The organism is Chitinophaga lutea, assembly GCF_003813775.1.
In the GTDB taxonomy this organism is placed as follows: Bacteria; Bacteroidota; Bacteroidia; order Chitinophagales; family Chitinophagaceae; genus Chitinophaga; species Chitinophaga lutea.
On record NZ_RPDH01000001.1, the window covers coordinates 970,330 to 994,236 of the forward strand.

At 53.9% G+C, this 23,907-nt stretch carries 19 protein-coding genes; 5 read left to right on the plus strand and 14 right to left on the minus strand.

The window, feature by feature from the left end; genetic code table 11:
- Positions 1 to 124 precede the first annotated feature (124 nt).
- Positions 125 to 3,109 (plus strand): DNA polymerase III subunit alpha, encoded by a 2,985-nt coding sequence (locus EGT74_RS03790; RefSeq protein WP_123845198.1) that lies wholly within the window; start codon positions 125 to 127, stop codon positions 3,107 to 3,109.
- Positions 3,110 to 3,334: 225 nt separating this feature from the next.
- On the opposite strand, the gene EGT74_RS03795 is transcribed toward EGT74_RS03790, so the two are convergent.
- The 10 genes from EGT74_RS03795 to trpS all read right to left on the minus strand — a co-directional run bounded on the left by EGT74_RS03795 (position 3,335) and on the right by trpS (position 17,031).
- Entirely contained in the window at positions 3,335 to 4,657 is a 1,323-nt protein-coding gene (locus EGT74_RS03795; protein WP_123845199.1) for an aspartate kinase, read from the minus strand.
- A 23-nt stretch (positions 4,658 to 4,680) separates the two neighbouring features.
- Positions 4,681 to 5,757 carry an Ldh family oxidoreductase gene (locus tag EGT74_RS03800; protein ID WP_123845200.1) on the minus strand — a complete coding sequence of 359 codons (1,077 nt, stop codon included), beginning with the start codon at positions 5,755 to 5,757 and terminating at the stop codon, positions 4,681 to 4,683.
- A gap of 9 nt (positions 5,758 to 5,766) precedes the next feature.
- Complete coding sequence (locus tag EGT74_RS03805; RefSeq protein WP_123845201.1) at positions 5,767 to 6,078, minus strand: DUF3467 domain-containing protein; 312 nt, start codon at positions 6,076 to 6,078, stop codon at positions 5,767 to 5,769.
- A gap of 168 nt (positions 6,079 to 6,246) precedes the next feature.
- Entirely contained in the window at positions 6,247 to 7,113 is an 867-nt protein-coding gene (locus EGT74_RS03810; RefSeq protein WP_158617989.1) for a BT_3044 domain-containing protein, read from the minus strand.
- A gap of 30 nt (positions 7,114 to 7,143) precedes the next feature.
- On the minus strand, positions 7,144 to 8,625 hold the full coding sequence (locus EGT74_RS03815) for a SusD/RagB family nutrient-binding outer membrane lipoprotein (RefSeq protein WP_123845203.1): 1,482 nt from the start codon (positions 8,623 to 8,625) through the stop codon (positions 7,144 to 7,146).
- A gap of 11 nt (positions 8,626 to 8,636) precedes the next feature.
- On the minus strand, positions 8,637 to 11,840 hold the full coding sequence (locus tag EGT74_RS03820) for a SusC/RagA family TonB-linked outer membrane protein (protein ID WP_123845204.1): 3,204 nt from the start codon (positions 11,838 to 11,840) through the stop codon (positions 8,637 to 8,639).
- Between the two features lie 671 nt (positions 11,841 to 12,511).
- Entirely contained in the window at positions 12,512 to 14,401 is a 1,890-nt protein-coding gene (locus EGT74_RS03825) for a ComEA family DNA-binding protein (RefSeq protein ID WP_158617990.1), read from the minus strand.
- Positions 14,402 to 14,490: 89 nt separating this feature from the next.
- Positions 14,491 to 15,204, minus strand: a complete 714-nt coding sequence (locus EGT74_RS26830; RefSeq protein ID WP_158617991.1) for a hypothetical protein — start codon at positions 15,202 to 15,204, stop codon at positions 14,491 to 14,493.
- Positions 15,205 to 15,374: 170 nt separating this feature from the next.
- Entirely contained in the window at positions 15,375 to 16,007 is a 633-nt protein-coding gene (locus EGT74_RS03830) for a deoxynucleoside kinase (protein ID WP_123845206.1), read from the minus strand.
- Positions 16,008 to 16,026: 19 nt separating this feature from the next.
- Entirely contained in the window at positions 16,027 to 17,031 is a 1,005-nt protein-coding gene (trpS, locus tag EGT74_RS03835; protein ID WP_123845207.1) for a tryptophan--tRNA ligase, read from the minus strand.
- A 114-nt stretch (positions 17,032 to 17,145) separates the two neighbouring features.
- Here trpS and gatC point away from each other — a divergent pair, with 114 nt between their 5' ends.
- The 3 genes from gatC (at position 17,146) to EGT74_RS03850 (ending at position 18,795) form a co-directional block, all read left to right on the plus strand.
- A complete protein-coding gene (gene gatC / locus EGT74_RS03840) occupies positions 17,146 to 17,436 on the plus strand; it encodes an Asp-tRNA(Asn)/Glu-tRNA(Gln) amidotransferase subunit GatC (RefSeq protein WP_123845208.1) in 291 nt (96 codons plus the stop codon).
- Positions 17,437 to 17,439: 3 nt separating this feature from the next.
- Positions 17,440 to 18,156, plus strand: coding sequence for an ABC transporter ATP-binding protein (locus EGT74_RS03845; protein ID WP_123845209.1), 717 nt, complete (start codon positions 17,440 to 17,442; stop codon positions 18,154 to 18,156).
- A gap of 78 nt (positions 18,157 to 18,234) precedes the next feature.
- Positions 18,235 to 18,795 carry a cob(I)yrinic acid a,c-diamide adenosyltransferase gene (locus EGT74_RS03850; RefSeq protein WP_220392805.1) on the plus strand — a complete coding sequence of 187 codons (561 nt, stop codon included), beginning with the start codon at positions 18,235 to 18,237 and terminating at the stop codon, positions 18,793 to 18,795.
- Here the strand turns inward: EGT74_RS03850 and EGT74_RS03855 are convergent, their stop codons facing one another.
- Together EGT74_RS03855 and EGT74_RS03860 are read right to left on the minus strand one after the other, a co-directional pair.
- Positions 18,796 to 19,494: a TapB family protein gene (locus tag EGT74_RS03855; protein WP_123845210.1), complete on the minus strand. Its 699-nt coding sequence runs from the start codon at positions 19,492 to 19,494 to the stop codon at positions 18,796 to 18,798. It abuts the gene before it with no gap.
- Positions 19,495 to 19,543: 49 nt separating this feature from the next.
- Positions 19,544 to 20,251, minus strand: coding sequence for a TapB family protein (locus EGT74_RS03860; protein WP_123845211.1), 708 nt, complete (start codon positions 20,249 to 20,251; stop codon positions 19,544 to 19,546).
- Between the two features lie 142 nt (positions 20,252 to 20,393).
- Here EGT74_RS03860 and tyrS point away from each other — a divergent pair, with 142 nt between their 5' ends.
- Positions 20,394 to 21,677 (plus strand): tyrosine--tRNA ligase, encoded by a 1,284-nt coding sequence (tyrS, locus tag EGT74_RS03865; protein WP_123845212.1) that lies wholly within the window; start codon positions 20,394 to 20,396, stop codon positions 21,675 to 21,677.
- A gap of 29 nt (positions 21,678 to 21,706) precedes the next feature.
- On the opposite strand, the gene EGT74_RS03870 is transcribed toward tyrS, so the two are convergent.
- On the minus strand, positions 21,707 to 22,078 hold the full coding sequence (locus EGT74_RS03870) for a rhodanese-like domain-containing protein (RefSeq protein ID WP_123845213.1): 372 nt from the start codon (positions 22,076 to 22,078) through the stop codon (positions 21,707 to 21,709).
- Between the two features lie 526 nt (positions 22,079 to 22,604).
- Positions 22,605 to 23,906: an amidohydrolase family protein gene (locus EGT74_RS03875; RefSeq protein WP_123845214.1), complete on the minus strand. Its 1,302-nt coding sequence runs from the start codon at positions 23,904 to 23,906 to the stop codon at positions 22,605 to 22,607.
- Between the last annotated feature and the right edge of the window lies 1 nt (position 23,907).

Sequence of the window (23,907 nt, forward strand, 5' to 3'; positions counted from 1 at the left end):
TTGGGTGGGACGAGGGTTTGGATTGGAAGACGTAAAGACGATGTTCCTGCCGGTGGCGTCAAAACGAAAGGACACAAATAAATTTTCAAGGGATGACATACAACATCAAATAACCGCAGCATTCATGTACTTAAACTGCAAATCATGGTTCAGCCTGCGCTATGGCACCATCCGCACCACGGAGCTCGTGGCGCTGGCGCGGGAAAACGGCATCACGGCAATGGCGCTGACCAATATCAACGCCACTACCGACAGCTGGTTCTTCGTGCTCGAATGCCAGAAAAACGGCATTAAGCCCATCCTCGGCGTGGAGTTCCGCAACGGGCCGGATTTCAAATACATCCTACTGGCCCGCAATATGGAAGGCTGGATGCATATCAACCAATTCCTTTCCCGGCACCTGCAGCAGGATATTCCATTCCCCGATAAAGCCCCCTTGCTGGAGCACACTTTTGTGATCTATGCCTGGGGCGCCCGTCACCCGGACAGCCTGGCGGCCCACGAGCTGGCAGGCATCCGGCCGCGGGAAATCAGCAAACTGTTCCGCGTAGACACCAAAAAGTACGCCCGCAAACTGGTCATCCTCCAGCCCCTCACCTTTTCGGACCGCGAAGGGCACGAACTGCATACCGTGCTCCGGGCAGTCGACAATAACATGCTCATCAGCCAGCTGCCCGTCTCGGAAACAGCCGGCATCGACGAAGGCTTCATCCCCCCGCTGCAACTGCTGGAACATTTTAAAGAGCTCCCGCACATCGTGCAAAACACCATCCGGGTGATGCATGAATGCGACATGTACCTTCAGCCGGGGCAGCACCTCACCAAAAAACGGTTCACCCACAGCCGTGAAGCGGATCGCGAACTGCTGCGCGACCTTGCCCTGGAAGGCATGGGCTACCGCTATCCGCCGTACGGCACGGAAGAAGCGCGGCGCAGGATCGAAAAAGAACTGGACATCATCAACACCCACGATTTTAACGCCTATTTCCTCATCACCTGGGACATTATCCGCTACGCCAAACATCGCGGCTTTTTCCATGTGGGGCGTGGCAGCGGCGCCAATTCCATCGTGGCGTACTGCCTCGGCATCACCAATGTGGATCCCATTGCGCTCGATCTGTATTTCGAACGTTTCCTCAATCCGTACCGCACCTCGCCGCCTGATTTCGACCTGGATTTTTCGTGGCGCGACCGAGATGATATCACCCGCTATATTTTCGAGAAATACACGAGCGACCATACCGCCCTGCTAGGCACCGTATCCACCTTCCAGACCAACTCCATCGTGCGCGAGCTGGGCAAGGTGTATGGGCTGCCGAAGGGCGAGATAGATAAAATCCTGGAACACCCTTACGAAGTGAAACTCGGTGGCGACAATATCCACCAGCGCATCATCCGTTTCGGGAAAATGCTGGTGCAGAACCACGAAGGCGAAACGCAGCCCTACCCTAACCAGCTGAGCATTCACGCCGGCGGCATCCTGATCAGCGAAGCCCCCATTTACCGGCACTGCACCACGCACCTGCCGCCCAAAGGATTCCCCACCGCGCAGCTCGACATGCACATGGCCGAAGCCATCGGCCTGTACAAGTTCGATATCCTGAGCCAGCGCGGCCTCGGGCACATCCGCGATACGATGGATTATGTCCGGGAAAACAAAGGCATCACCTTCGATATTCACGACAGCAAACCTTTCATGGAAGACGAAGCGGTGAAAAAAAACCTGCAGACCGTCAACACCATCGGCTGCTTTTACATCGAGTCTCCCGCCATGCGACAATTGCTGCTCAAACTCCGCTGCAGCGATTACATCACACTCGTGGCCGCCAGTTCCATTATCCGTCCCGGTGTGGCGCAGGCCGGCATGATGCGGCAGTATGTGTACAACTACAATCACCAGGACGAAGTGAAATACCTGCACCCGGTGATGGAAAGCCTCATGAAAGAAACCTTCGGCGTGATGGTGTACCAGGAAGACGTGATCAAAGTGGCGCATTATTTCGCCGACCTCGACCTGGCGGATGCGGACATCCTGCGAAGGGCTATGGCAGGGAAGTACCGCGGTCAAAACAACTTCGAAAAAATAAAGCAGCAGTTTTTCGACAACTGCGAACGGCTGGGCCGCGACCCGGTGGTGAGCCAGGAAGTATGGCGGCAGATTTCCAGCTTCGCCAACTTCTCCTTTTCGAAAGCCCACTCCGCCAGCTTCGCCGTGGAAAGTTACCAGAGCCTCTATCTCAAAACCTATTTCCCGGCAGAGTTCATGGTGGCGGTGATCAATAATTTCGGGGGATTCTATAACCGGGAACTGTATTTCCGGGAACTCCAGAAAACGGGCGTCCAGCTCCATCCGCCGTGTATGAACAACAGCCTCTACGCCACCCGTATCACCGGCAACGACGTGTACACCGGCTTTATCCACGTGGACCGGCTGGAGCAGGCCTTCATCGAAAAAGCGCTCGCAGAACGCGCGCTCAACGGGCCTTACACCGGCCTCGAAAATTTCATGGACCGCACCAGCCCCAAACCCGAGCAACTGGAGATTTTAATCCGTATCGGTGCATTCAAATTCACCGGTCTCACCAAAAAACAATTGCTGTGGGAAAGCTCCGGCCTGCTGAAACTTTCCGGCAGCGACGACTATAACCCGCGCCTGTTCAGCGAGCCTTCGCGCGACTGGCAGCTGCCCCACCTCGCATACCACCGCCACGAAGACGCGTTCGATGAAATCGAACTGCTCGGCTTCCCGCTGTGCTCTCCGTTTGATGTACTGGAGCACGACACCAGCGGCTACCTCCCCGTGGCCGCCATGAAAGAGCATCAGGGGCAGCATGTAAAAATGCTCGGCTACTTCGTGACCATCAAACACGTATACACCAGCAAAAACGAGCCTATGTGCTTCGGCACCTTCCTCGACCGGGACGGAGGTTTCCTCGATACGGTGCATTTCCCCGACAGCCTGCGCAAATATCCTTTCATGAAGGGCGGCTTCTACATACTCGAAGGCCGTATCACGGAAGAATTCGGGGTATTCACGCTGGATGTGAGTTATATGCGGAAGATCGGGTACTTCGAAGACAAGGCCCCGGCGTTGAAAAATGCGATGTAACCCACAATGGATGCAAGTTGCATGCGGGAGACCGGATACTTCGAAGACAAGGCCCCGGCGTTGAAAGATGCGATGTAAAAAGAAACGCTCCGTTAATAACGGAGCGTTTCGTATAATTTTCCCGTAGACGTAACCGGGCGTTTATTTCTGTAGTCTGATCATATCAGGATTGTCGCGAAGTTTGCCGCAACCTGGCGTCGATGCCAGAGAAGCAGCGCCTCAAACCTATTCCAGCCCGAACAGCCCCTGGTTCAGCAGCTGCAGGGTTTTTTCCTTGTGCTGCCCGCCTACCAGGATGGAAATGTTATGGCGGCTGCCGCCGTAGGAGATCATCCGTAAAGGCACTTCGTTCATCGCTTCAAACAGCTTTTTGAGGATGGAAGGCGTAGCCGCCACTTCGTTGCCCACGATGGAAACGATCGCCTGGTGGTGGTCGAGTTCCACGGTACCGAAAGGCTGCAGTTCTTTCAGGATCTGATCGAGGTTCTTCTGATCGTCGATCGTGAGGGAAACGGCCACTTCGGAAGTGGTGATCATATCGATGGGCGTGCGGTATTTTTCGAACACCTCGAATATTTTGCGGAGGAACCCGTAAGCCAGCAGCATACGGCTAGATTTGATCTTGATGGCGATGATGCCGTCTTTCGCAGCGATGGCCTTCACCCCGTTGCCGTTCGGCATTTCGGTAATGATGGTGCCTTTTGCTTCCGGCTGCATGGTGTTCAGCAGTTTCACGGGGATGTTAAAATGCTGTGCGGGCCAGATGGAAGCCGGGTGCAGGATCTTCGCGCCGAAGTAAGCCAGCTCGGCCGCTTCGTCGAACGACAGCTGGTCGATCGGGAAGGTTTTTTTCACGACGCGCGGGTCGTTATTGTGCATACCATCGATGTCTGTCCAGATCTGGATTTCAGACGCCCTGATGGCGGCGCCGATGAGGGAAGCGGAATAGTCGCTGCCGCCGCGTTTGAGGTTATCCACCTCTCCGCGTGCGTTGCGGCAGATATAACCCTGGGTGATGAACAGCGTGTCGCCTTTATGCTGATCGATCAGCGCGCTCAGTTTCACCTTCATGCGGGGGATTTCCGGCTCTTCGAACTCGTCGATGCTCATGAATTCCAGGGCAGGCAGCAATACGGCTTTGATGCCTGCGTCGTCGAGGTAGGCGCAGAACAGTTTGGTCGACAGCAGTTCGCCTTGCGCCAGGATGTCTTTATTGAGCGCTTCGTTGAAAGATATTCTCAGGATGATGTTCAGGAACTCAAAATGTTCGTCTACAATCGCCTTTGCTTTCTCACGGGCGGCCTCGCCTTTTACCAGTTCGGTGCAAAAGGTGCGGTAGTGGCTTTCCAGCTTGTCGATCTGCTGCTTGGCCTGTTCCTTCTTACCTTCCACCAGGGACTGGCTGATTTCCACAAGGGCGTTGGTGGTGCCCGACAATGCAGACAATACCACGATCTTGGCATCGCTGTCTGCAGTGATCAACTTCGCTACGGCATGCATGCGCTCAGGTTTACCAACCGAGGTTCCGCCAAATTTTAAGACTTTCATTTGTAGTTAAGGTATATATATGCTTAAAAATCAATTTTAAATTTCATCGCGATCTCTCCCAGGTCTTTTACCACGGGGGCCAGAAGGGGGATGCCGCTTTGGCGTCTTTCCGCTTCCATTTCCCGCTCCGGGTCGCCCGGGATCAGCACTTTCTCCTGTCCCTTCACGGTGGCGGCGTTCCGGAAGCGGCCTATCCAGTTGTCCATATGCGATTTGAACTCATCCGCCGGGCGGAAGGCGTCTACACGCATGGCGCCGAAGAAGTGGCCCAGGCCTTTACCCACCGGATCGGGCGGCAAAGGCAGGAAACTCACGAATGGCGGCGCCCAGGGGCCGTAATTGGCGCCTGAAAACACGGCCGAAAATATATCAACTATTGCACCCAGGCAATACCCTTTATGACTTCCATGCTCCCGGTCGCCTCCCAGCGGCAGCAAAGCGCCCCCGCTTTTCAGTTCGTTGGGGTTGGTGCTGGGCACGCCCTGTTTGTCCTGGATCCACCCCAGCGGCGCTTCCTGCTCCTTGCGTTGCAGGATTTCCAGTTTGCCGTTGGCGGCGGTGGTGGTCGCGAAATCGGCCACAAATGCAGGCTGTTGGCCGGCAGGAATGGCTACGGCGATGGGATTGGTACCGAGCATGCGCTCGGTGGCGAAGGTGGGCGCAACAAGAGGGCTGGCATTGGTCATCGCCATCCCGATCATATCGTGCTCCAGCGCCATCATGGCGTGATAACCGGCGATGCCGAAGTGATTGGAGTTCCGCACGCTCACCCAGCCGGTACCGGCCGTGCGGGCCTTTTCCAGGGCCACTTTCATGGCGAAGGGGGCTATCACCAGCCCAAGGCCGCTATCACCGTCCACTACCGCCGTGCTGGGCGTTTCATGCACGATCCTGATATCGGGCCTGGCGTTGATGCGGCCGGCTTCCCAGAGGCGGATATAGCCCGACAATCGTGCTACCCCATGGGAATCGATGCCGCGGAGGTCGGCGGACAATAACACCGTTGTGGCCAGTGCGGCCTCTTCCGGCGAGCAGCCCATCTTTGTAAATACATCCTGGGTAAATGCGTGCAGGTGCTCGTAAGGAAAAACTTGTTCCATGCTCTTGAATTATGCCTGCGCGGTAGGACCACCGAAATTCATCGGGATGGAAACAGGTTCCTGGTCCTGGATGGTGCCATGTGCGGATTCGTATTTTTTAATATTATCAACCATTGCCTTCATCAGCCGCTTGGCGTGCTGGGGCGTAAGAATGATACGCGACTTCACCTTGGCCTTCGGAAGGCCGGGCATCACATTAATAAAATCTACCACAAACTCTGACGGTGAATGTGTTATGATTGCCAGATTGGCATATGTCCCGTCTGCAATTTCCTCACTCAGCTCAATATTGAGCTGCTGTTGCTCTTCTTGTTTTTCCATTATGGGTGGATTAATACGGTACAAAAATATAAAAAGCCTTTTTAATGCCACGAAAAAAAGGCCGGCCCCACGGGGAGGCCGACCTTTGACATTGTAGCCACGTAGCTTCAAAATCTAAATCATGCTATAAAAAAGCCACAGAGGCTAAAGTCCGGACGGAACAACTGCTTATTTGCGGGTAATGGTTTCCCGTACGATACGCGGCGCGGCGGTGTTATACGCATAGTTCAGCGTAAACGATTTGGTGGCCGGGTCGTATTTGTTCACCCCGTAGCTCATGTCGATGTTCGGCGTAGCGCCTGCGGGCACGAGGGTTACGGAATTATCGGCATTGATGGTGATTTTCATCTGGTAGCCGGAACCACCCAGGTCGCCCAGGTTGGCCAGTACGGTACGGGGACCGATGGTTTGCAGTAACTTCTCCTCGTCGATGGCCCTCGGACCATTTACGGGGTGGAAGAACGTACCGCTTGCCTGGTATTTGCCGTCCCATTCGTTCTTGATGATCACTTCCACCAGCGCCACTTTTTTCGAGGAGGTCACCACCCCGTTCACGGCTTCCGTCATCACGAACGGCATGGCGTACTGTTTGGTGAGGTCGAGCAGGCCGGTGTTGATGTTGATCTTGATCGACTTGGAGATTTCACCGCTGGGGAACTTCAGATCGTACACCCCGTTGGCAAAAGGTACCGAGGGATCCAGCGTATAGGAATTGGCCGGCAGCGGAATGAACGTCCGGTGGCGGGAAGCGTTGATCTTGGTGATCAGGTTGGGATCTGCGCTGAGCTTCACCGATGTTTCCCCATTCAGCACCGCTGCATTATGCGGCGCCCTCACCACTTCGAGTACGTTCAGGGCCTGCGGGCTGTTTTTATAATCCACACCTACGATGATCATGGAATCTTTCACGGCAGGGATGCTGACGATGGTTTGCCCGGCGCCGTTCATGCCTTCTTCCTTATCGCAGGAAACGATGCCCGCACAAACGCCCAGGAGCAGCAGTGCTGTTTTGCAGTATTTAACTATGATTTGCATAACTGATTTCATTTAGCTTTAAAAGGTAACCTACTTGTCCCACCAAACTTTGGTATCGTGCGTATCGCCACCCATGCGGCTTACGGCTTCGTCGTACGCTGTTTTGTTGAGCGTGATCTCATTCACGGGGAATGCATACCGGCGGGGGATTTTTTTGCTGGCGTTCACAGCATGAATGGTGGGTTTGAGGAAGGGCCAGCCGGTCCTTCTCCATTCAGCCCAGCCTTCCCAGCCATTGGGATAGAGCGCGATCCATTTCTGGGTGCCCAGTTTCCTTTCGCGCTCGCCACCGGCCCAGGAGATTTTGGCGTCGGCGATGTAAGCATCATATTTGGCCTGATCGAACACACCCCATTGCTGCCAGGATGCTTTGATGGCATCTTTGTACAGTTGCTCGGCGTTCTCGCCGGTCCAGCCCAGCAGCGCCGCTTCGGAGCGGCACAGCAGGATCTGTGCGGCAGTGATCACGTAGTCGGGAGAAGTTTCACCCGTGATGGCGTCGCCTACTTCGGAGTAAGAAGGATGGGAAGCAGACCAGTCGATCAGCAGCTCACGGGTCAAACCGTAAGGCACCCCGATGATCTGTCCGCCGTGCGGGTTGCTGTATACATTCACACGGGGATCCGCGTACAGTTTTAAGGTATCCGCAAAGGTGGCGCTGATCGCGTAGTCGCTGCGGCCGTCGTACATCTGGTACCAGGGGTTTTTGAAAGAACCGCCGGGCCATTTCATGTTCACGTTTTCGCTGTTGAGATCCACCAGGCCGGCGGGATCCGCCAGTGCAGCCTGGAATTCCTTTTTGCCGATATCGCCGGCTTCCGCATTGCGTTTGGACAGGCGGAGCGCCAGTATCATCCGCAGGGAATTACCGAAACGTTTCCAGTCCGCCACATTGCCCTTGAACAGGATGTCGCCTTTCAGCGAGGCCCCGTTGTCGAACTGTGCGATCGCTTCTTTCAGTTCCTTGAAAAGATCCGTATAGATGTCTTTCTGTGCGTCGTATTTCGGCGTCACTTTACCGGTGAGCGCTTCGGTATAAGGCACGTCGCCCCACTGGTCCGTTACCAGCGCAAAGAAATATGCTTTCAAAATACGCGCGGCGGCCAGCTGGTTCGCGTTGGAACCGCCGGAGATTACCGTCGGCAGCGATTTGGTAGCATCGTCGCTGTTGTATTTGATGATCTGGTACAGATCTTCGAGCGGACCGGCGTAGAACGGCGCCCAGTTCCGCGCCGTCACGGAATACTGTGATTCGTCCGGGTACTGGGTTTGTGAGTTATACTGCACGTACATCGCTCCTTCGTTGAGGAAACGCACGTCGAACGCATACGTTGCCGTCATAGCCCTGCCGCTGCCCATGTACTGTAACGCACCGGTCAGCAAAGCAGATGTAACGGGTTCTTTGGTAGAGTTCGGCGATACGTTGGTATCTCCGAAATCGCGGCAGGCTTCCATGCTGAACAGTGCCGTGCTCAGCAATCCGATATATAATGGCCTCAAATATTTTTTCATGATCTGATTTTTTAGAATCCTAACTTGATATTTAAACCGATGGAACGAACGCCGGGCATCTGACCGTTTTCACCGAAACGACCGGACAGCTCGGACGGGTCAAAGCCTTTCTCTTCTGCGTGAATCAACCACACGTTTCTTGCCACAACAGAAACATTCGCACGGGTAAATATTTTCTTCGTCATTTTAGATACCGGGAAGTTGTAGCCGAGGCTTACTTCGCGCAGTTTGATGAAAGATGCGTCATAGATAGACATGTCCGCGATGTTTGAGTTGGTGCGGAACTGATGCCAGTAGGTTTGTGCGTCCACATATGTTTTAACGGGTTTGCCGTCTTCATCCACACCGGATACAGCTACACCACCGCCATCGGCCACCGGGTCACGAACCGGGATGCCTTTGTCGTTCAGCACGGCAGTTTTAGCGGTCAGGCCGGAGAAGGAGCCCCAGAAATCAGACAGGGAGAAATATTTGCCGCCTTTCTGGAAGTCTACCACTGCGGAGAGGTTGAATCCTTTGTATTCGAAGGAGTTGAACCAGCCGCCGGTGAAGTCGGGCAGTACGGAACCGAAGTAGAGGTTCTGCTCCATCATGTAGGTGCCGTCTGTATTCAGTACCGGCTGGCCATTGAGGCGTTTGATACCGTTACCGCGGAGCTGGCCCCAGGTTTCACCTTCTTTATGCACCACTGTCGCCACGCCGAAAGCCACGGCGGCACCGCCTCTGTCGCCATTCGGAAGGGTATAGGTTTTCACGTCTTCCGTCAGTTCCACCACTTTGGAGGTGCCTTTGGCGAAGTTTAGCGTGGTTTCCCAGGTGAAGTCTTTCGATTTAACAGGAACGCCTGTCAGTAACACTTCGATACCGCTCCTTTGCAGCCTGCCGGCGTTGATGGTTTTGGTAACGAAGCCGCTGGCGTTGGATACGTTCACGGTCAGGATTTCATCCTTTTTATCTTCGTTGTAGTATGTAAACTCAGCACCCAGGCGGCTGTTGAAAAAACGTACGTCCGCACCGATCTCGAAAGAACCGGAGAGCGAAGGCCTGATTTCCGAGTTAGGCAGGGTGTTGGGCGTTTGCATGATAGAGTTGCCGTCGAAGAGGTTGGAGCCTACGGTGTACAGCAGGTCGAGACCGTACGGGTCGAGGTCGGAACCGATCTTGGCGTAGCTGCCCCTGATCTTGCCGTAGTTCAGTGCGGGGAAACCTTCTTTCAGCCATTCGCTGAAGATCACGCTCGCACCCACGGAAGGATACCAGTAAGAGTTGTTATCCTTGGGCAGCGCGGAGCTGATGTCGTTACGCAGCGACATATCGAGGAAGTAGGTTTCTTTCCAGCCCAGTGTTGCACGGCCGTAAGCGCTCCGTACCGTTTTGTTGGTGCGGTTGTTACGGTAAGAGATCGGGTCTTTCGAGTTGCTGAGCGCAAACAGGTCCGGTACAGTGAAACCATTGTTGGTATTGGCCTGTATTTCGGAAAATTTGTTTTTGCGGACGTTACCACCGAGGTTCACATCCACGCTCAGGCCGTCGAAGAAGTTATTGGTGTATGTGGCCAGTACTTCGAAGTTGTCTTCGCGGGTGAGCGTCTGACGGGTGTCGTAGCCCTGTTTGATACCCGTTTGGGTAGCACTCGTTTCGATGATATAAGGCGTTTTGTTTTCGTAGTTGGTATTGAGCTCGTTCCTTCTTACAAAACCGGCGATACGGAAGTGATCGTTCAGTTTGTAGGTAAGGCTGAGATCACCGAAGAGGCGGTTCCTGTTCTGGATATTTTCGATGTTATCGAAATAGGAGAACGGGTTGTACCAATAGTTACCGCCGTAGAACTTCAGCTCGTTGGCGGAGGTATAGGAATCCGGGTTCAGGTGGTTCCAGCTGGCCAGTGAGCCCTGGGGCGCGCGGAGGTTCCGGTATTGCTTCAGTTTAGCCATATCCAGGTCGCGGTGGAACCACTGGTTGAATGAACCGGTGGAGTTGTTGGAATAACCGTCGATGAACTCACCGTCGAGCTTTTCCGTTACGTAATACACGTTGGAAGCGATGGTGAAGTGTTTGCCGAGGTCGAACGAGTTTTGTGTAGAGAGGCTGTATTTGCTCAGTTTGGAGCCCGGCATCACACCCTGGCGTTCCAGGTTGGTGAGTGACACGCGGATGCTGTAACCATCGTCCGCCTTGCTGAAGTTGATGTTGTTGTTCGCAGAAATACCGGTGTTGTAGAAGTCGCGCACGTTATTTTTCTGCGGCAGCAGTTTGGCGGTTTTACCGAATTCCGCGCCGGGATACCAGGCGTACCAGGGAATATATTCCTGGCCTACCATGCGTGGGCCCCAGCTGGCGTCATCGGAATAATCGTGATAGAATTTGCCGTCGAGCGCCTTCCAGGAATCAGGCTGGCCCGGCTGCCAGGTGTAGCGGCTGAGCTCGTATTTACCACCGCCCGCGTATTCGTTCTGATAATTCATCAGGTTGGTAACGCGGTCGAAAGTGGTGGTGGAGTTGAGTTCCAGGCCGATACCGGATTGACGGCGGCCTTTTTTGGAGGTGACGATCACCACGCCCGCATCTGCGCGCTGGCCGTACAGCGCCGTAGCGTTGGGGCCTTTCAGCACAGATACGTTTTCAACATCGTCCATATTGATGTCGTCCGGATTTACCGGCGTACCATCCAATACAAACAATGGGTTTTTATCCTGGAGCGAACCGGCGCCGCGCAGACGAACCACTGCGCCTTCGCCGATCTTCGCTCCGGATTGACCCATAATTTGTACCCCGGCTACTTTACCAGCCAGTGAGGAGTTGATGTTGGTTTCGCGGGTTAATGCCAGTTTGGCCGCATCTACCTGTTGCACTGCGTAGGATACGGATTTCTGGCTGCGCTTGATACCCAGGGCCGTTACGACTACTTCCTGGAGGTTGGTGTTATCAGGCGCGAGTGTGACGTTCAGGTTGGACTCACTGCCGGCTGCCACTTCTTTCAGCGTAAACCCGATGCTTCTGATCACGAGAACGGTGTTGTTCCCGGTTACATTGAGTTTGAAATTGCCGTTTTGATCTGTGGTAGTACCTGAAGTAGTGCCTTTTACCTGGACGGTGGCGAACGGTACAGGGGCCCCATCTTCCCCTATCACCTTACCTGTCACCTGGCGCTGCTGTGCATAGGCCAACGTGACAATCACCATAAGCATGGCGATGAAAAGCAAAGCTTTTTTCATAAAAAGAGATTCAGATTTTGGATGATGAACTTGTAATACTAAAAATTGGCGGTAATAGAATGAATTAAATAATGTCAGATTGGATTTAGGTCATAGCGATGATTTAGATTTTGTTTAAAATTGATTAGCGGTTGATATAAAATAATGTCTGATCATATAGGTTTTACGGTTAGCATGTTGCATACGTTTCCCGTAATAAAATTGCTTTATTACAAACCTGGGTTGCTACAATAAGTAAGGTTCATGGTAATAGAATGGCGATCTTTACCGTCGGTTGACTAAACGTTGAGATGCTCTGGATAACTTATTTCTCGGTTTAAATTTTGGCTTATTAATTTTCTCTCTTACCCCTAATTATTTCAGCGTTCAATTTTCGCTCCCTTCAAGTTCAGTATTTTGGATGACATTTGTAAGATAGGATTTTTTTTATTTTCAAAAATACATGGGTTAAAATAATGTTAAATCACATCAACTAGATAATTTCACAAGCGCATGTGAATCAACAAGATAAGATGATAATATTATTTAAAAAAATATTTATCCCTGTTTCACCCTCATGGTAAAAAGTGGCTGATTCTACTGATAATTCGGGATTTTTCGGGAGGTCGCGAACGACGATATGTTAATGCTTTGCTGGCAAGCGATCTGCCGGTTGCAAATTTGCAAGTTCTCTAAAACCCGCACTGCAATTGCAATTGCAAACTATTACTACCGGGCGCATACTGCCAGCGGCACCATGCGGTGAAGGCCCCACCCAACCGACACTGCACCAACAACTGTGCATTCCATCCCGTACCGGCATACCGGGCCAGCGCATTGTCGCCGGGAAACCCCTGACCCGCCAGGTATACCGCTTTTTCCCCGCCCGTTTCGAACCAGGTATACCCGGCGCCCACACGCCATTGCCGCCAGCGCGCTTCAAATTGCTGGTGCACCAGCCAGGCCGCCGGAGCGGCCTGTACCCGGCACTTCCAGCTGATCGCACGGGCCACGACGGGCATGGTGAACTGGCAACGGAATTGTTGCGCCGGGATGAGAGAATCAACGGTAGCCGGTTGTTTATACTGGTACCGGATTTGAACGGCGGTGTGCTTATCGGGCTGCCAGCTCAGGGCCGCCAATGCATCGTACCCCTGTGTGGGCGCATGGATACGGTACCGCAGCCAGGGAAAGCGGAACACATCCGCATAAGCCGCTATCTGCCAACGGCTGTTAACGCGGATGTGCAATGCGGCATACAGGCCGGACTCATTGCCTGCCGCCGGCTGTTCACCAAAGGCATTGGCATAAAAGGCCTGGTAGCCCCTTGCTTCATGTCGGAATACGAATCCTGCATCGACGTTCCGGTGAAGGGCCGCCAGCAGACCCTGCAACACCGCATACTCCCGGTTTTTATTCACCGCCGCCTCACCGAAGAAATGAACGTTCCGCCAGGTAGCGGCATAGTCGATGCCGGCATTGACGAACGTATGCCCGTCTGCACCGAACAGGCGGTACGGGGCACCGTCCTTAATGAAGGGCTTTGAAAACCGGTGCGCCAGCACGTTGAGCGCCACATGCCCCTGCGGGAGCAGCCATTTACTGACGGCGCCGGCGGTGTATTGCAGAACGGCGCCGCGCTTGGCCACCTCGGCCGCATTCCGGTGATAACCGCTGCTGGTAAGGGAGCCGCTACTGTCTGCCATGTCGAGGGAGCGGCGTGACAGGAAAGCGGTCCATTCCAGGCGCCCTGTTTTGAGGGTGAGGCCCGCTCCCCGGTAATAGTAAAACTCCCCCGCCGATGCATAAGGCCGCAGCACCTCCCCTTCCCGGCGCAGCTGCACGACATTCGCGCTTTTCCCGAACGACAACCCGTGCCATTGAATGAGGCCCTGCCCCATGTTGACGGTGAAGTCGCCCAGCGCGAGCGCCTTTAATCTCCCTGGCCGCCGGAGGAACAGGTGCGCGCCATAGTGATCGAATCCTTGCCGTTGAGCGCCCCTGAAAAACTGTTCGCCCGCGTCTTTCTCCATCACCACGCCCCAGCTGAGATGCGGTAAAAACTGGTAGCGATATCTTAACATGAGCTTATCGGCGCTGCCGCTGTAATTGTTCTTCATCCTGTCACCATTCCCCAACGGCCGCCCATAACGCAGGAGCAACACATGTTTCCCGCGGCGCAGGTAATCTTTCAGATGATACACCGGTTCCAGGTCATTGCCCGCCCGCACATACGGCAGCAGGGTTTGTATCAGCGGCAGGTCGAACCCCGGCACCGCCTGCAATTCGTAAAGGCTGATCAGCGGCCCGAGCAGTTGCCGGTAAGCAAGGAACTGTTCAACCTGCATGCCGCTGAGCAATCCAAGCGCATGCAGCGACGCCGCGTCGGCCGTATTGAGGTTCAGCTGGCGCACGGTGCGCGCCTCCCTTTCCTGGAAAGTTTCATCGTTTTCCAGCTGCGCATGCTCCTGTTCCGGCAGCTGTTCCAGCTGTTCTTCGTGCTGCGCCTGCAGGGAATGACTGCACAATAGCAAAAAGATCAGCCATTGCAGCCGGCCATAACTGGTCCTGCCACATTTCATCCGGCCAGGTATCAGGTGATCAAACCTTATACTGCCACTTACTATTAGCCGATGTTCCCTTTGTTGTATGCCCTTCCTTCCCATTCTTCCTATTCCCGTCCCCATACCAGCGTCACCCCGGGTGTAATGCCCAACAACAAATGATAACTCCCCGTAACGCCCACCTGCAAACGCCCTGCCCTGAATGCCGCACCGGCGAATTGCGTGGGCGGCGCGGCGGAAAACCCGGCCAGCAGCCATAAAGCATCTGCCGGCCGGTAAAGGCACTGTACCCGCGTAAACAGCGGCAGCTGCGCTTCTTTCCGCCATTCCCCCTCCAGCCGCAAGCCGGGCGCCGGCAGATAATACACCGATGCCGTGTAGGCGCCGGATGCTCCACCCGGCCCGTAACAATGCAGCCCCACCCTTAATTCCTTCGTCAGTTTCCAGACAAGCCCCAGCTCCGCCTCCAGCGCCTGCGCCCGGTAATTCAGGCACACCGCAGCCCGCAACCGTTCGCCCAGCGGCAGGGCATACCCCAGTCCCGCCAGCTGCTCCCGGTACAAAGGGAAACCGAACTGCCACAACTTGAACCCCAACACGCCGGCAGACACCGGCATGCCTAACGCCAGCGCGTACACGTTCATTTCCTTCAACAGGAAACGCCGCTCCGTATACAATCCTGCTGCGGGATGCTGCACATCCGCCATCGCGCCGGGATTCCTGAATACCTGAAATACGCTGGAAAAACTGCCGCCCGCGGGAAACTGCGGCATCTGTATGCATAACAACTGCATCAACAGCTGACAAACAATGATCTTCATACCTTTTACTGCTGGTTAACAAACATCAGCAAGATAGCAGCAGCCGGTATCTCCGCCAAAAAAAACATCTCCGGATTCAGGAGCATCAGCTGCCAAACCCGGAGATATTTTTTATCGTAACCCGCCGTGACGGCGCGGTGCGAAGTGACCCGAAAATCAGGTATATTGCTTTAAAACAACCCGTACAGTTCGGAATCTATTTTAGAAATGATCTCACCGAGATCTTCGTCCTTTTCAGGGAATTTGTTCTTGTCCACATCGATGATCAGCAAAGGCCCGTCCTTGTATTTCTCGATCCATGAATTGTAAAACTCATTCAGCCGCTTGAGGTAATCCAGCCGGATATTCTCTTCGTACTCGCGCCCCCGCTTCTGGATCTGCGCCACCAGCGTAGGCACGGACGCCTGCAGGTAAATCAGCAGATCGGGCGGCTTCACCATCGATTTCAGCGTCTCGAAAAAGTTGAAATAGTTGTCGAAGTCGCGCTTCGTCATCAGCCCCATTTCATACAGGTTGGGCGCAAAAATGTGCGCGTCCTCGTAAATGGTGCGGTCCTGGATAACGGTTTCCTTGCCGTGCTGGATATCCACCAGCTGCTTCAGCCTGCTGTGCAGGAAGTACACCTGCAGGTTAAACGACCAGCGGGGCATATCGTCGTAAAAATCGCTCAGGTAGGGGTTATGCTCCACATCCTCGAACTGGGGCGTCCATTTGTAATGCTTCGCCAGCATTTCGGTCAGCGTGGTTTTGCCTGCGCCGATATTGCCGGCTATCGCAATGTGCTTGATTTTATTTTTTGCCATGCATGGGGGAATGAACGAATCAATAATAATTTAAACCCATCAGTTTGCGTGCTTCCTGTAAAGTCTGTACCGCAGACGCACGGGCCTTCTCGGCGCCTTCCCGCATGATGCGGTTCAGGTAAGCCTGGTCGTGCTCGATGGCTTCCGCCCTTTCGCGGATGGGTTTAATGAAAGCCGCCATGTCTTCCGCCAGCTGCTTTTTCAGATCGCCGTAACGGATGCCGCAGTTGTTGAAAGCATCGGTGAAATGCTGCACGGTATCGGGTGTAGACACCAGGCGCATGATGGTAAAGAGGTTGCTGATATAATCCGGCATCACGGAATTGGGTTCCTGCGGGCCGCTGTCTGTTTTGGCTTTTTTGATTTTGCTGCGGATGGCGTCGTCGCTGTCGTTGAGGTAAATGGTGGCGTTCTGGTTTTCGCTTTTGCTCATTTTCCCGTTACCGTCGAGGCTCATGATACGGATAAGATCGTCGCCGAAATTGAAGGGGACCGGTTCGGGGAACAGCTGCCCGTAGCGGTTGTTGAAACGCTGCGCGAAGTTGCGGCTCATCTCCAGGTGCTGCTCCTGGTCTTTTCCCACGGGCACTTTATAACCGCGGTGAATGAGGATGTCGGCCGACATGAGCACCGGGTACGTCAGCAAACCGGCATTCACGTTATCGGGGTTCTGGCGCACCTTGTCTTTGAACGTGGGCACTTTTTCCAGCTCACCTTTATACGCCATCATATTGAGCATGAGATACAGCTCGGCAATTTCAGGCACGTCGCTCTGCACATAGAGGGTCACCTTTTCCGGGTCGAGGCCGGAGGCGATATTTTCCGCCAGCACCCGGAACACGTTGCCGCGAAGGGCCTTCGGATCGGGGTGGGTGGTAAGGGAATGCCAGTCCGCCACGAAGAAATAACAGTTATACTCCTCCTGCATGCGGATGTAGTTGCGGATGGCCCCAAAATAGTTCCCGAGGTGCAATATGCCGGTAGAGCGGATGCCGCTCACAACGATTTCTTTTTCCTTTCCCATATCGGGGCGCAATTTAAGAAAATTGGCCGCCATTTATCCCTAATTTTGCGAACCGGTCACATTTATCGGTGATATCGGTACTATTTATTAGCTTTAATTCGTTAATTTGAACTCATGGAAGTGAATGATGCCCTGATCCGGCAGCTGGGAACCCTGGCAAGGCTGGAAATCAACCCGGGAGAAAGTGAAGAGATCCGGCAGGACCTCCAAAAAATGATCACCTTTGTGGAGAAACTGGCGGAACTGGACACGAAAGATGTGAAACCATTGCTGCATATGACTGCTGATACCAACGTGCTCCGCAACGATGAAGTGCTACCCGGTATCAGTCGTGAAGAAGGCCTTAAAAATGCGCCTGCCCATACTGAGGAGTATTTCAGCGTCCCTAAAGTAATCAAGAAATAAACTATGGCCCAGTCTTCTGTCATCCATCTGGAACAAATCAGGAAAAGCTATTTCATCGGGAAAAATGAACTGCCCGTACTGAAAGGCGTATCCCTCGACATTTTCAAGAACGAGTACGTAGCCCTGATGGGCCCGTCCGGTTCCGGCAAATCCACCCTGATGAACATTCTCGGGGCGCTGGATACGCCTACCAGCGGCAAGTACGTATTGAGCGGGCATGATGTGAGCAGGATGGAAGACAATGAGCTGGCCCGTATCCGCAACCAGGAAATCGGTTTCGTTTTCCAGCAGTTCAACCTGATGCCCCGCCTTTCCGCCCTCGAAAACGTGGCCGTACCGCTGATCTATGCCGGTATCAGCAAACGCGACCGGGAAGAGAAGGCCCGTTTGATGCTGGAGAAAGTAGGCCTCGGCGACCGGTACAAACACAAACCCAACGAGCTCTCCGGCGGCCAGTGCCAGCGTGTGGCCATCGCCCGCGCCCTGGTGAACGACCCTTCGCTCATCCTCGCCGATGAGCCCACCGGTAACCTCGACACGAAAACCTCGATCGAGATCATGGAGATCTTCGGCAAAATCCACGCTTCCGGCAACACCGTGGTGCTGGTAACGCACGAAGAAGACATCGCCGCACACGCCCGCCGGATCATCCGCCTGCGCGACGGCCTCATCGAATCCGACAAACTGAACGAAATCAGGGAAGCAGTCAGCACCAACTGACCACACCCGTAACATACCCGGGGCGGCAGCATGTTCTGCCGCCTTTTTTATTTCTTTACCTTCGTAAAAACGGCGATTATGGCAATGAAGATATACACCAAAACGGGCGACAAAGGCAAAACCTCCCTGATCGGCGGCACCAAAGTTGCCAAGAGCCACCTCCGGATCGAAACGTACGGCACGGTAGACGAATTGAATTCCTGGCTGGGGCTGGTGAACGATTATATGGAAGAAACCGCCGTAAAGACGCTCATCCGCGAGATACAGGACCGCCTCTTTACGGTGGGCGCTTCGCTGGCCACGGACCCGGATAAAGACACCAAAATGAAAATCCCCGACCTGCATGAGGCCGACGTGCAGGTGCTCGAAAACAGCATCGACCAGATGAATACCGTATTGCCCGAAATGAAATTTTTTGTGCTGCCCGGCGGCCACAAAGCCGTGTCGCACTGCCACATCGCCCGCTGTGTATGCAGGCGCGCGGAAAGGCTGTGTGTGAACATGCAGGAACAGGATATGCACGTGGAACCGCTGGTGCTGCAGTACCTCAACCGGCTGAGCGATTACCTGTTCGTACTGGCGCGGTATGTGGGCCATCAGTTGCAGGCGGAAGAAATCCCCTGGCGGCCGCGGGTATAACTACTTGACTACTTTCGTGATTTCGGTGCTGCCCATCACCTTATTGCCTTCTTTCCCGTAATTCACGGTTTTCACCACACCAAAGCCCGGCGCGAACCATTCCGCTGCGTTGAAAGGCATTTCCATGTCTTTTCCCATCATGTTCATTTTGAAACTGGCGGCATAGGTGATTTTGTAACAGTCCCAGGTACCGGCCGGCGTGGTCACTTTCTCTTTCCCCGTCACCTTGCGGTCTTTCACCGCGTAATCCATCTTCATCTTCATGCCGTTGGCCTCGGTATCCATGCTGAAATTACCATCGGACAACTTCTGCCCCACAGACAGCGTTCCGGGATAACTGAGGTAGGCAGCGGAGGTTTTGGCTGAACCGGCTCCCTTGCCGCCCGGCATGGAAGGCATGTTCATTTTCATGTCCACAAAAATGCCGTTGCCGTTGCATTTGAAAGTACCCTGGCCGGATGTGATGGTTTTCCCGTCTTTCCCCGAAAAAACAGACGTGAAGGAGGAAACCAGGTCTCCCCCTTCTTTTTTGACATCGGCTATCTTAAAATGCTGCTTGCCAATGGAAGCGCCTTCGCCGTTAAAAACGGTCATTTCCACTTCCGAGTTGGACACCATGTAGTAATAACTCCTGCAATCCTGCGCAGCAACAGCGAGAGCAGTCAGAAAAAACGTGGCAGTTATCCAGAGACGTTTCATTGGGGTTCGATTGTGTTATTCAATTTACGCATTTAGACGCAAACGTTGCTCATTTTGTCAGTTTGGTGAGCACCTGCGTGCCGTAGGGTTCTTTGCTTTTGCCTCCCGGCGAAAGATGATGGGTTTTAACAACGCCGAAACCGGGCGCAAACCATTCCCGGCCCCCAAGCTGGGATGCCGAGCCACCGTCCCCCGGCCCGTCCAGTGAGGAATTGGCGTCATAAGTGATGACACAACAGGTCCAGGTACCGGCAGGGGTAGTGATTTTTTCTTTTCCAACCACCTTCCTGTTCTTTATCTGGTAGTGCAGCTTCATTTTTTTGCCATTCACGGTCGCTTCCGTGCGCACATAGCCATCCGGCAATTTCGTTCCCACCGACAACACCGCCGGATACCTGAGATAGCCGCCGGTAGGCATTGCGGCAATCCTGTAGCTGATCAGGGGCATATACACAAAATACTGCTGTACGTCCACCGAAGCGCCCGTACTATCGCATTTAAAATCAAAACTGCCTTTGGAAACCGTTCTGCCGGTCCTGTCGGTCAGCGTTGCCCGGATATTAGCCATCACTACCCCCTTGTCATTTTTCACGCTTTCCACCTTATACACAGCTTTCCCATCCGGCAGGCCGCCAATGTTATAAAGAGAAATTTCCGCGGAGGCCTGCGGCGTGCTGTAAAAATATTTGTTGCAGTCCTGTGCGGCAACGGTCCCTGCCGCCAGCAGACAGGTAAGAGATAACAGGAAACATTTCATAGATATACGTTTGTAATATGCAAACTACTCGTAATACCGGATTTGCTACTTGAAATATATCAAACTGTTTATCAACCAATTACGACTTCCGCCTTCCGAATTCGTAATTGAATCCGTAGGTTTGCAAAAATTTTTCTGATTCATGGATTTGATTAAGGAATTGCGCTGGCGGGGAATGGTGCAGGATATTAAGCCGGGCACGGAGGAACAGTTGCAAAAGGAAATGACCACGGCTTATATCGGTTTTGACCCTACGGCAGACTCCCTTCACGTGGGCAACCTCGTTCCCATTATGCTGCTGGTGCACCTGCAGAAGGCGGGGCACAAACCCCTGGCTCTCGTAGGCGGCGCAACCGGTATGGTGGGCGACCCTTCCTTCAAGGCGGAAGAAAGAAAGATGCTCGACGAAGAAACGCTGCTGCATAACCAGCGCTGCATCAAAGCGCAGCTGGAAAGGTTCCTCGATTTCGACCCCGCCAGACCCAATGCGGCCGAAATGGTGAATAACTACGACTGGTTCAAGGGCATCACCTTCCTCAGCTTCATCCGCGACGTGGGCAAACACATCACGGTGAACTATATGATGGCGAAGGATTCGGTGAAAAAACGCCTCGAAGGCGAAAGCGGCATGTCGTTTACCGAGTTCTCCTACCAGATGATCCAGGGTTATGACTTCTACCATCTTTACAATACGAAGAACTGTAAAATGCAGATGGGCGGCTCCGACCAGTGGGGCAATATCGTAACCGGCACCGAGCTGGTGCGCCGCATCGGCGGCGGGGAAGCCTACGCTTTCACCTGCCCCCTGATCAAAAAGGCGGACGGTACCAAATTCGGCAAATCGGAGAAAGGCAACATCTGGCTCGACCCGAAAAAGACCACGCCCTACGAGTTTTACCAGTTCTGGCTGAATGCCGGCGACGAAGACGCGGTGAACTACATCAAAACCTTCACCTTCCTCGACGAAGCCACCATCAACGCCCTCGTGGAAGAACACCAGCAGGATCCCGGCAAACGCGTGCTCCAGAAACGGGTGGCTAAAGAAGTGACGAGCTTCATCCACGGCGAACAGGAATATGAGTTCGCCATCACCACCTCCCAGATCCTCTTCGGCAACGCCTCCGTGGACGTACTGAAATCGCTGTCTGAAGAGCAGCTGCTGAAGGTCATGGCCGGCGTGCCCCAGTTCGAAGTAACCGCCACCGACCTGGCCGCGGGTAAAGACGTGGTGAGTTTCCTGGCCGATGCGGGCATCTTCCCCAGCAAAGGCGAAGCCCGTAAAACCATCCAGAATGGCGGCGTAAGCATGAACGGCAGCAAAATCACCGCCATCGACCAGCCGATCAACAACGATGCGCTCATCATCGGGAAAAACATCCTCTTCCAGAAAGGGAAGAAAAACTATATCCTCGTGAAAGTGGTGTAATCCACCCCTCACGGGTCGAACGGCGCAGCTTACTCCGGTACTGCGCCGTTTTTTATGCCCTGCTCTACCGGGTACCCCTTCCTCAGCCAGACGGACAGCCCGGCGGTCATCACATACACCTTTTCGAAGCCCATGTTCCGCGCGCGTTTGGCGGCATAGGGCCCCGCGCCGCAAAGCGCGTCCGAGCAATAAAACACCAGCGTGGTGTTGGGGTCGGCGCCGAGGTCCTCGGCGGAATAATCTCCCGGGTCCAGGTGCCTGGCCCCGGGGAGATGATGACGGCGGAAGGAGGAAACAGGGTTGTTATCGATGGTGACAAATCCGGGCTTACCGAGCATCTGCCGCACCTCTTCGGGGCTTATTTCCGTAAGGCCGAAGAGCTTGGTGGTAGTGATTCTCATGGCTTTTTTCGACAAATGTCCTCCCCCACGGTGACAAGGGTATGTCAGCAGCAATGGCCCGGAGGGAACATTTTCCCGGCAACGGGCCGCTTATCCGGGCAAAACAATTGATAATCAATACTATGCCAACCTATCTGCCTCCTTACAGGCGGCAAAAAGCGATCGTGGAAAAGATTGAGCGCTCTCGGGCGCATCTGCCATGTTACTCTAAAACATACAATATCAACACATTATAATAATCCACTTGTCAATGCTTGAACCGAATATGGTATCAAATTGTCTGAAACCGTTACTGCTATTGTGTTTATAAGTATATACGCCCTATATACGTCCTATATACGTTCTATTTGCTTCCTATATGCTTCCTTCTTTTAAAGGAAGGAAGCATATAGGGCTTAAATAGGAAAAATATAGACTGAAAGAACTGTTTATAATAATGAGATGACCAGTGTGCCGATAAACAAGAAAGGGGCTGCAACCGGCTTTTACCAGTCACAGCCCCTTTTTCAGGAAGGCCTTCGGCCCGTTACTTCAGGTCGTACTTGTATTTATACCTTTCGTACAGTTGTTTGTGTTTGTCTTCCAGGCTTACCTCGCGGCCCTGGATGTAGGCACGGGTGATCACGCTGCTTTTCATATCGAGGATATCGCCGGTGCTCACCACGATGTTGGCGTCTTTACCTACTTCCAGCGAACCGGTTTTGTCGGCGATTCCCAGGATTTTGGCCGGGTTGAGGGTTACGGCGCTCAGGGCCTCCTCTTTGCTCAGGCCATAGGCGCCTGCGGTGCCTGCATTGAAGGGCAGGTTGCGCTGCTGCCAGAAACCTTCGTTGCTGATGCAGAACAGGATGCCGGCTTTCTGTAACTGGGCGGCGGTTTTGTAAGGCTGGTCCACATCATCGTCGGCCATTACGGGCAGGCTGTGCGGCTGCGCCAGCACTACCGGGATGTTCTGTTTTTTCAGCACATCGGTAATGAGCCAGGCATCGGTGCCGCCCACGATCACCACGTCGAAGCCGAATTCTTTGGCGATGTCGGTGGCTACGATCAGCTCTTTCACCAGGTCGCAATGGATGAAGAGTTTCTGTGAGCGGTCGAACAGGCCTTTTACGGCTTCGTATTTCAGGTTGGTTTCGCTGTGTTTGGCTTCAGCCAGGTAGCCTTTGGCCGCGCGGAAAAACGCTTTGACTTCGTCTATCTTGGCCATGGCGGCTTTTACGGCATCGTTGCTGGGACCTGCGGCGGAACTGCCGAAGGGGTTGCTGCGGGCCATCAGGCGGGGCATGTAGAAATGAATGCCGTTATCGGTTTTATACGCCGCGTCTTCCCAGTTCCAGGCATCTAGCTGTACCACGGAAGAGCTGCCGCTGATGAGGCCGCCCTGCGGCACCGCATGCGCCAGCAGAATGCCGTTGGTGCGCAGGGTGGCGATCACTTTGGAATCGGTGTTGTACGATACGATGGAGCGTACGGAAGGATTGATCTCCCCTACCTCTTCATAGTCGTTGGTGGCTCGTACGCTTTCCACCTCGGTCAGGCCCAGGCTGCTTTCCGGCGCAATGAGGCCGGGGTATACGTGCTGCCCCTGCAGGTCGAATACTTTTACATCGTCCATCGGGATGGCCACGTTGGCGCCCACGGCAATGATCTTGCCGCCGTTGAAACCGATGGTGCCGCCGTTGATCACCTGGCCGTTGCCCACGTGAATGGTGGCGTTCTTCAGGAACACCAGGCCCTGCTGCGGCCTGGCGGGGTAAACCGTTTCCTGGGCCTGTGCGTACAGGCTGCAGGCGGTGAGCCCCAATATATAGCTGAATACTTTTTTCATG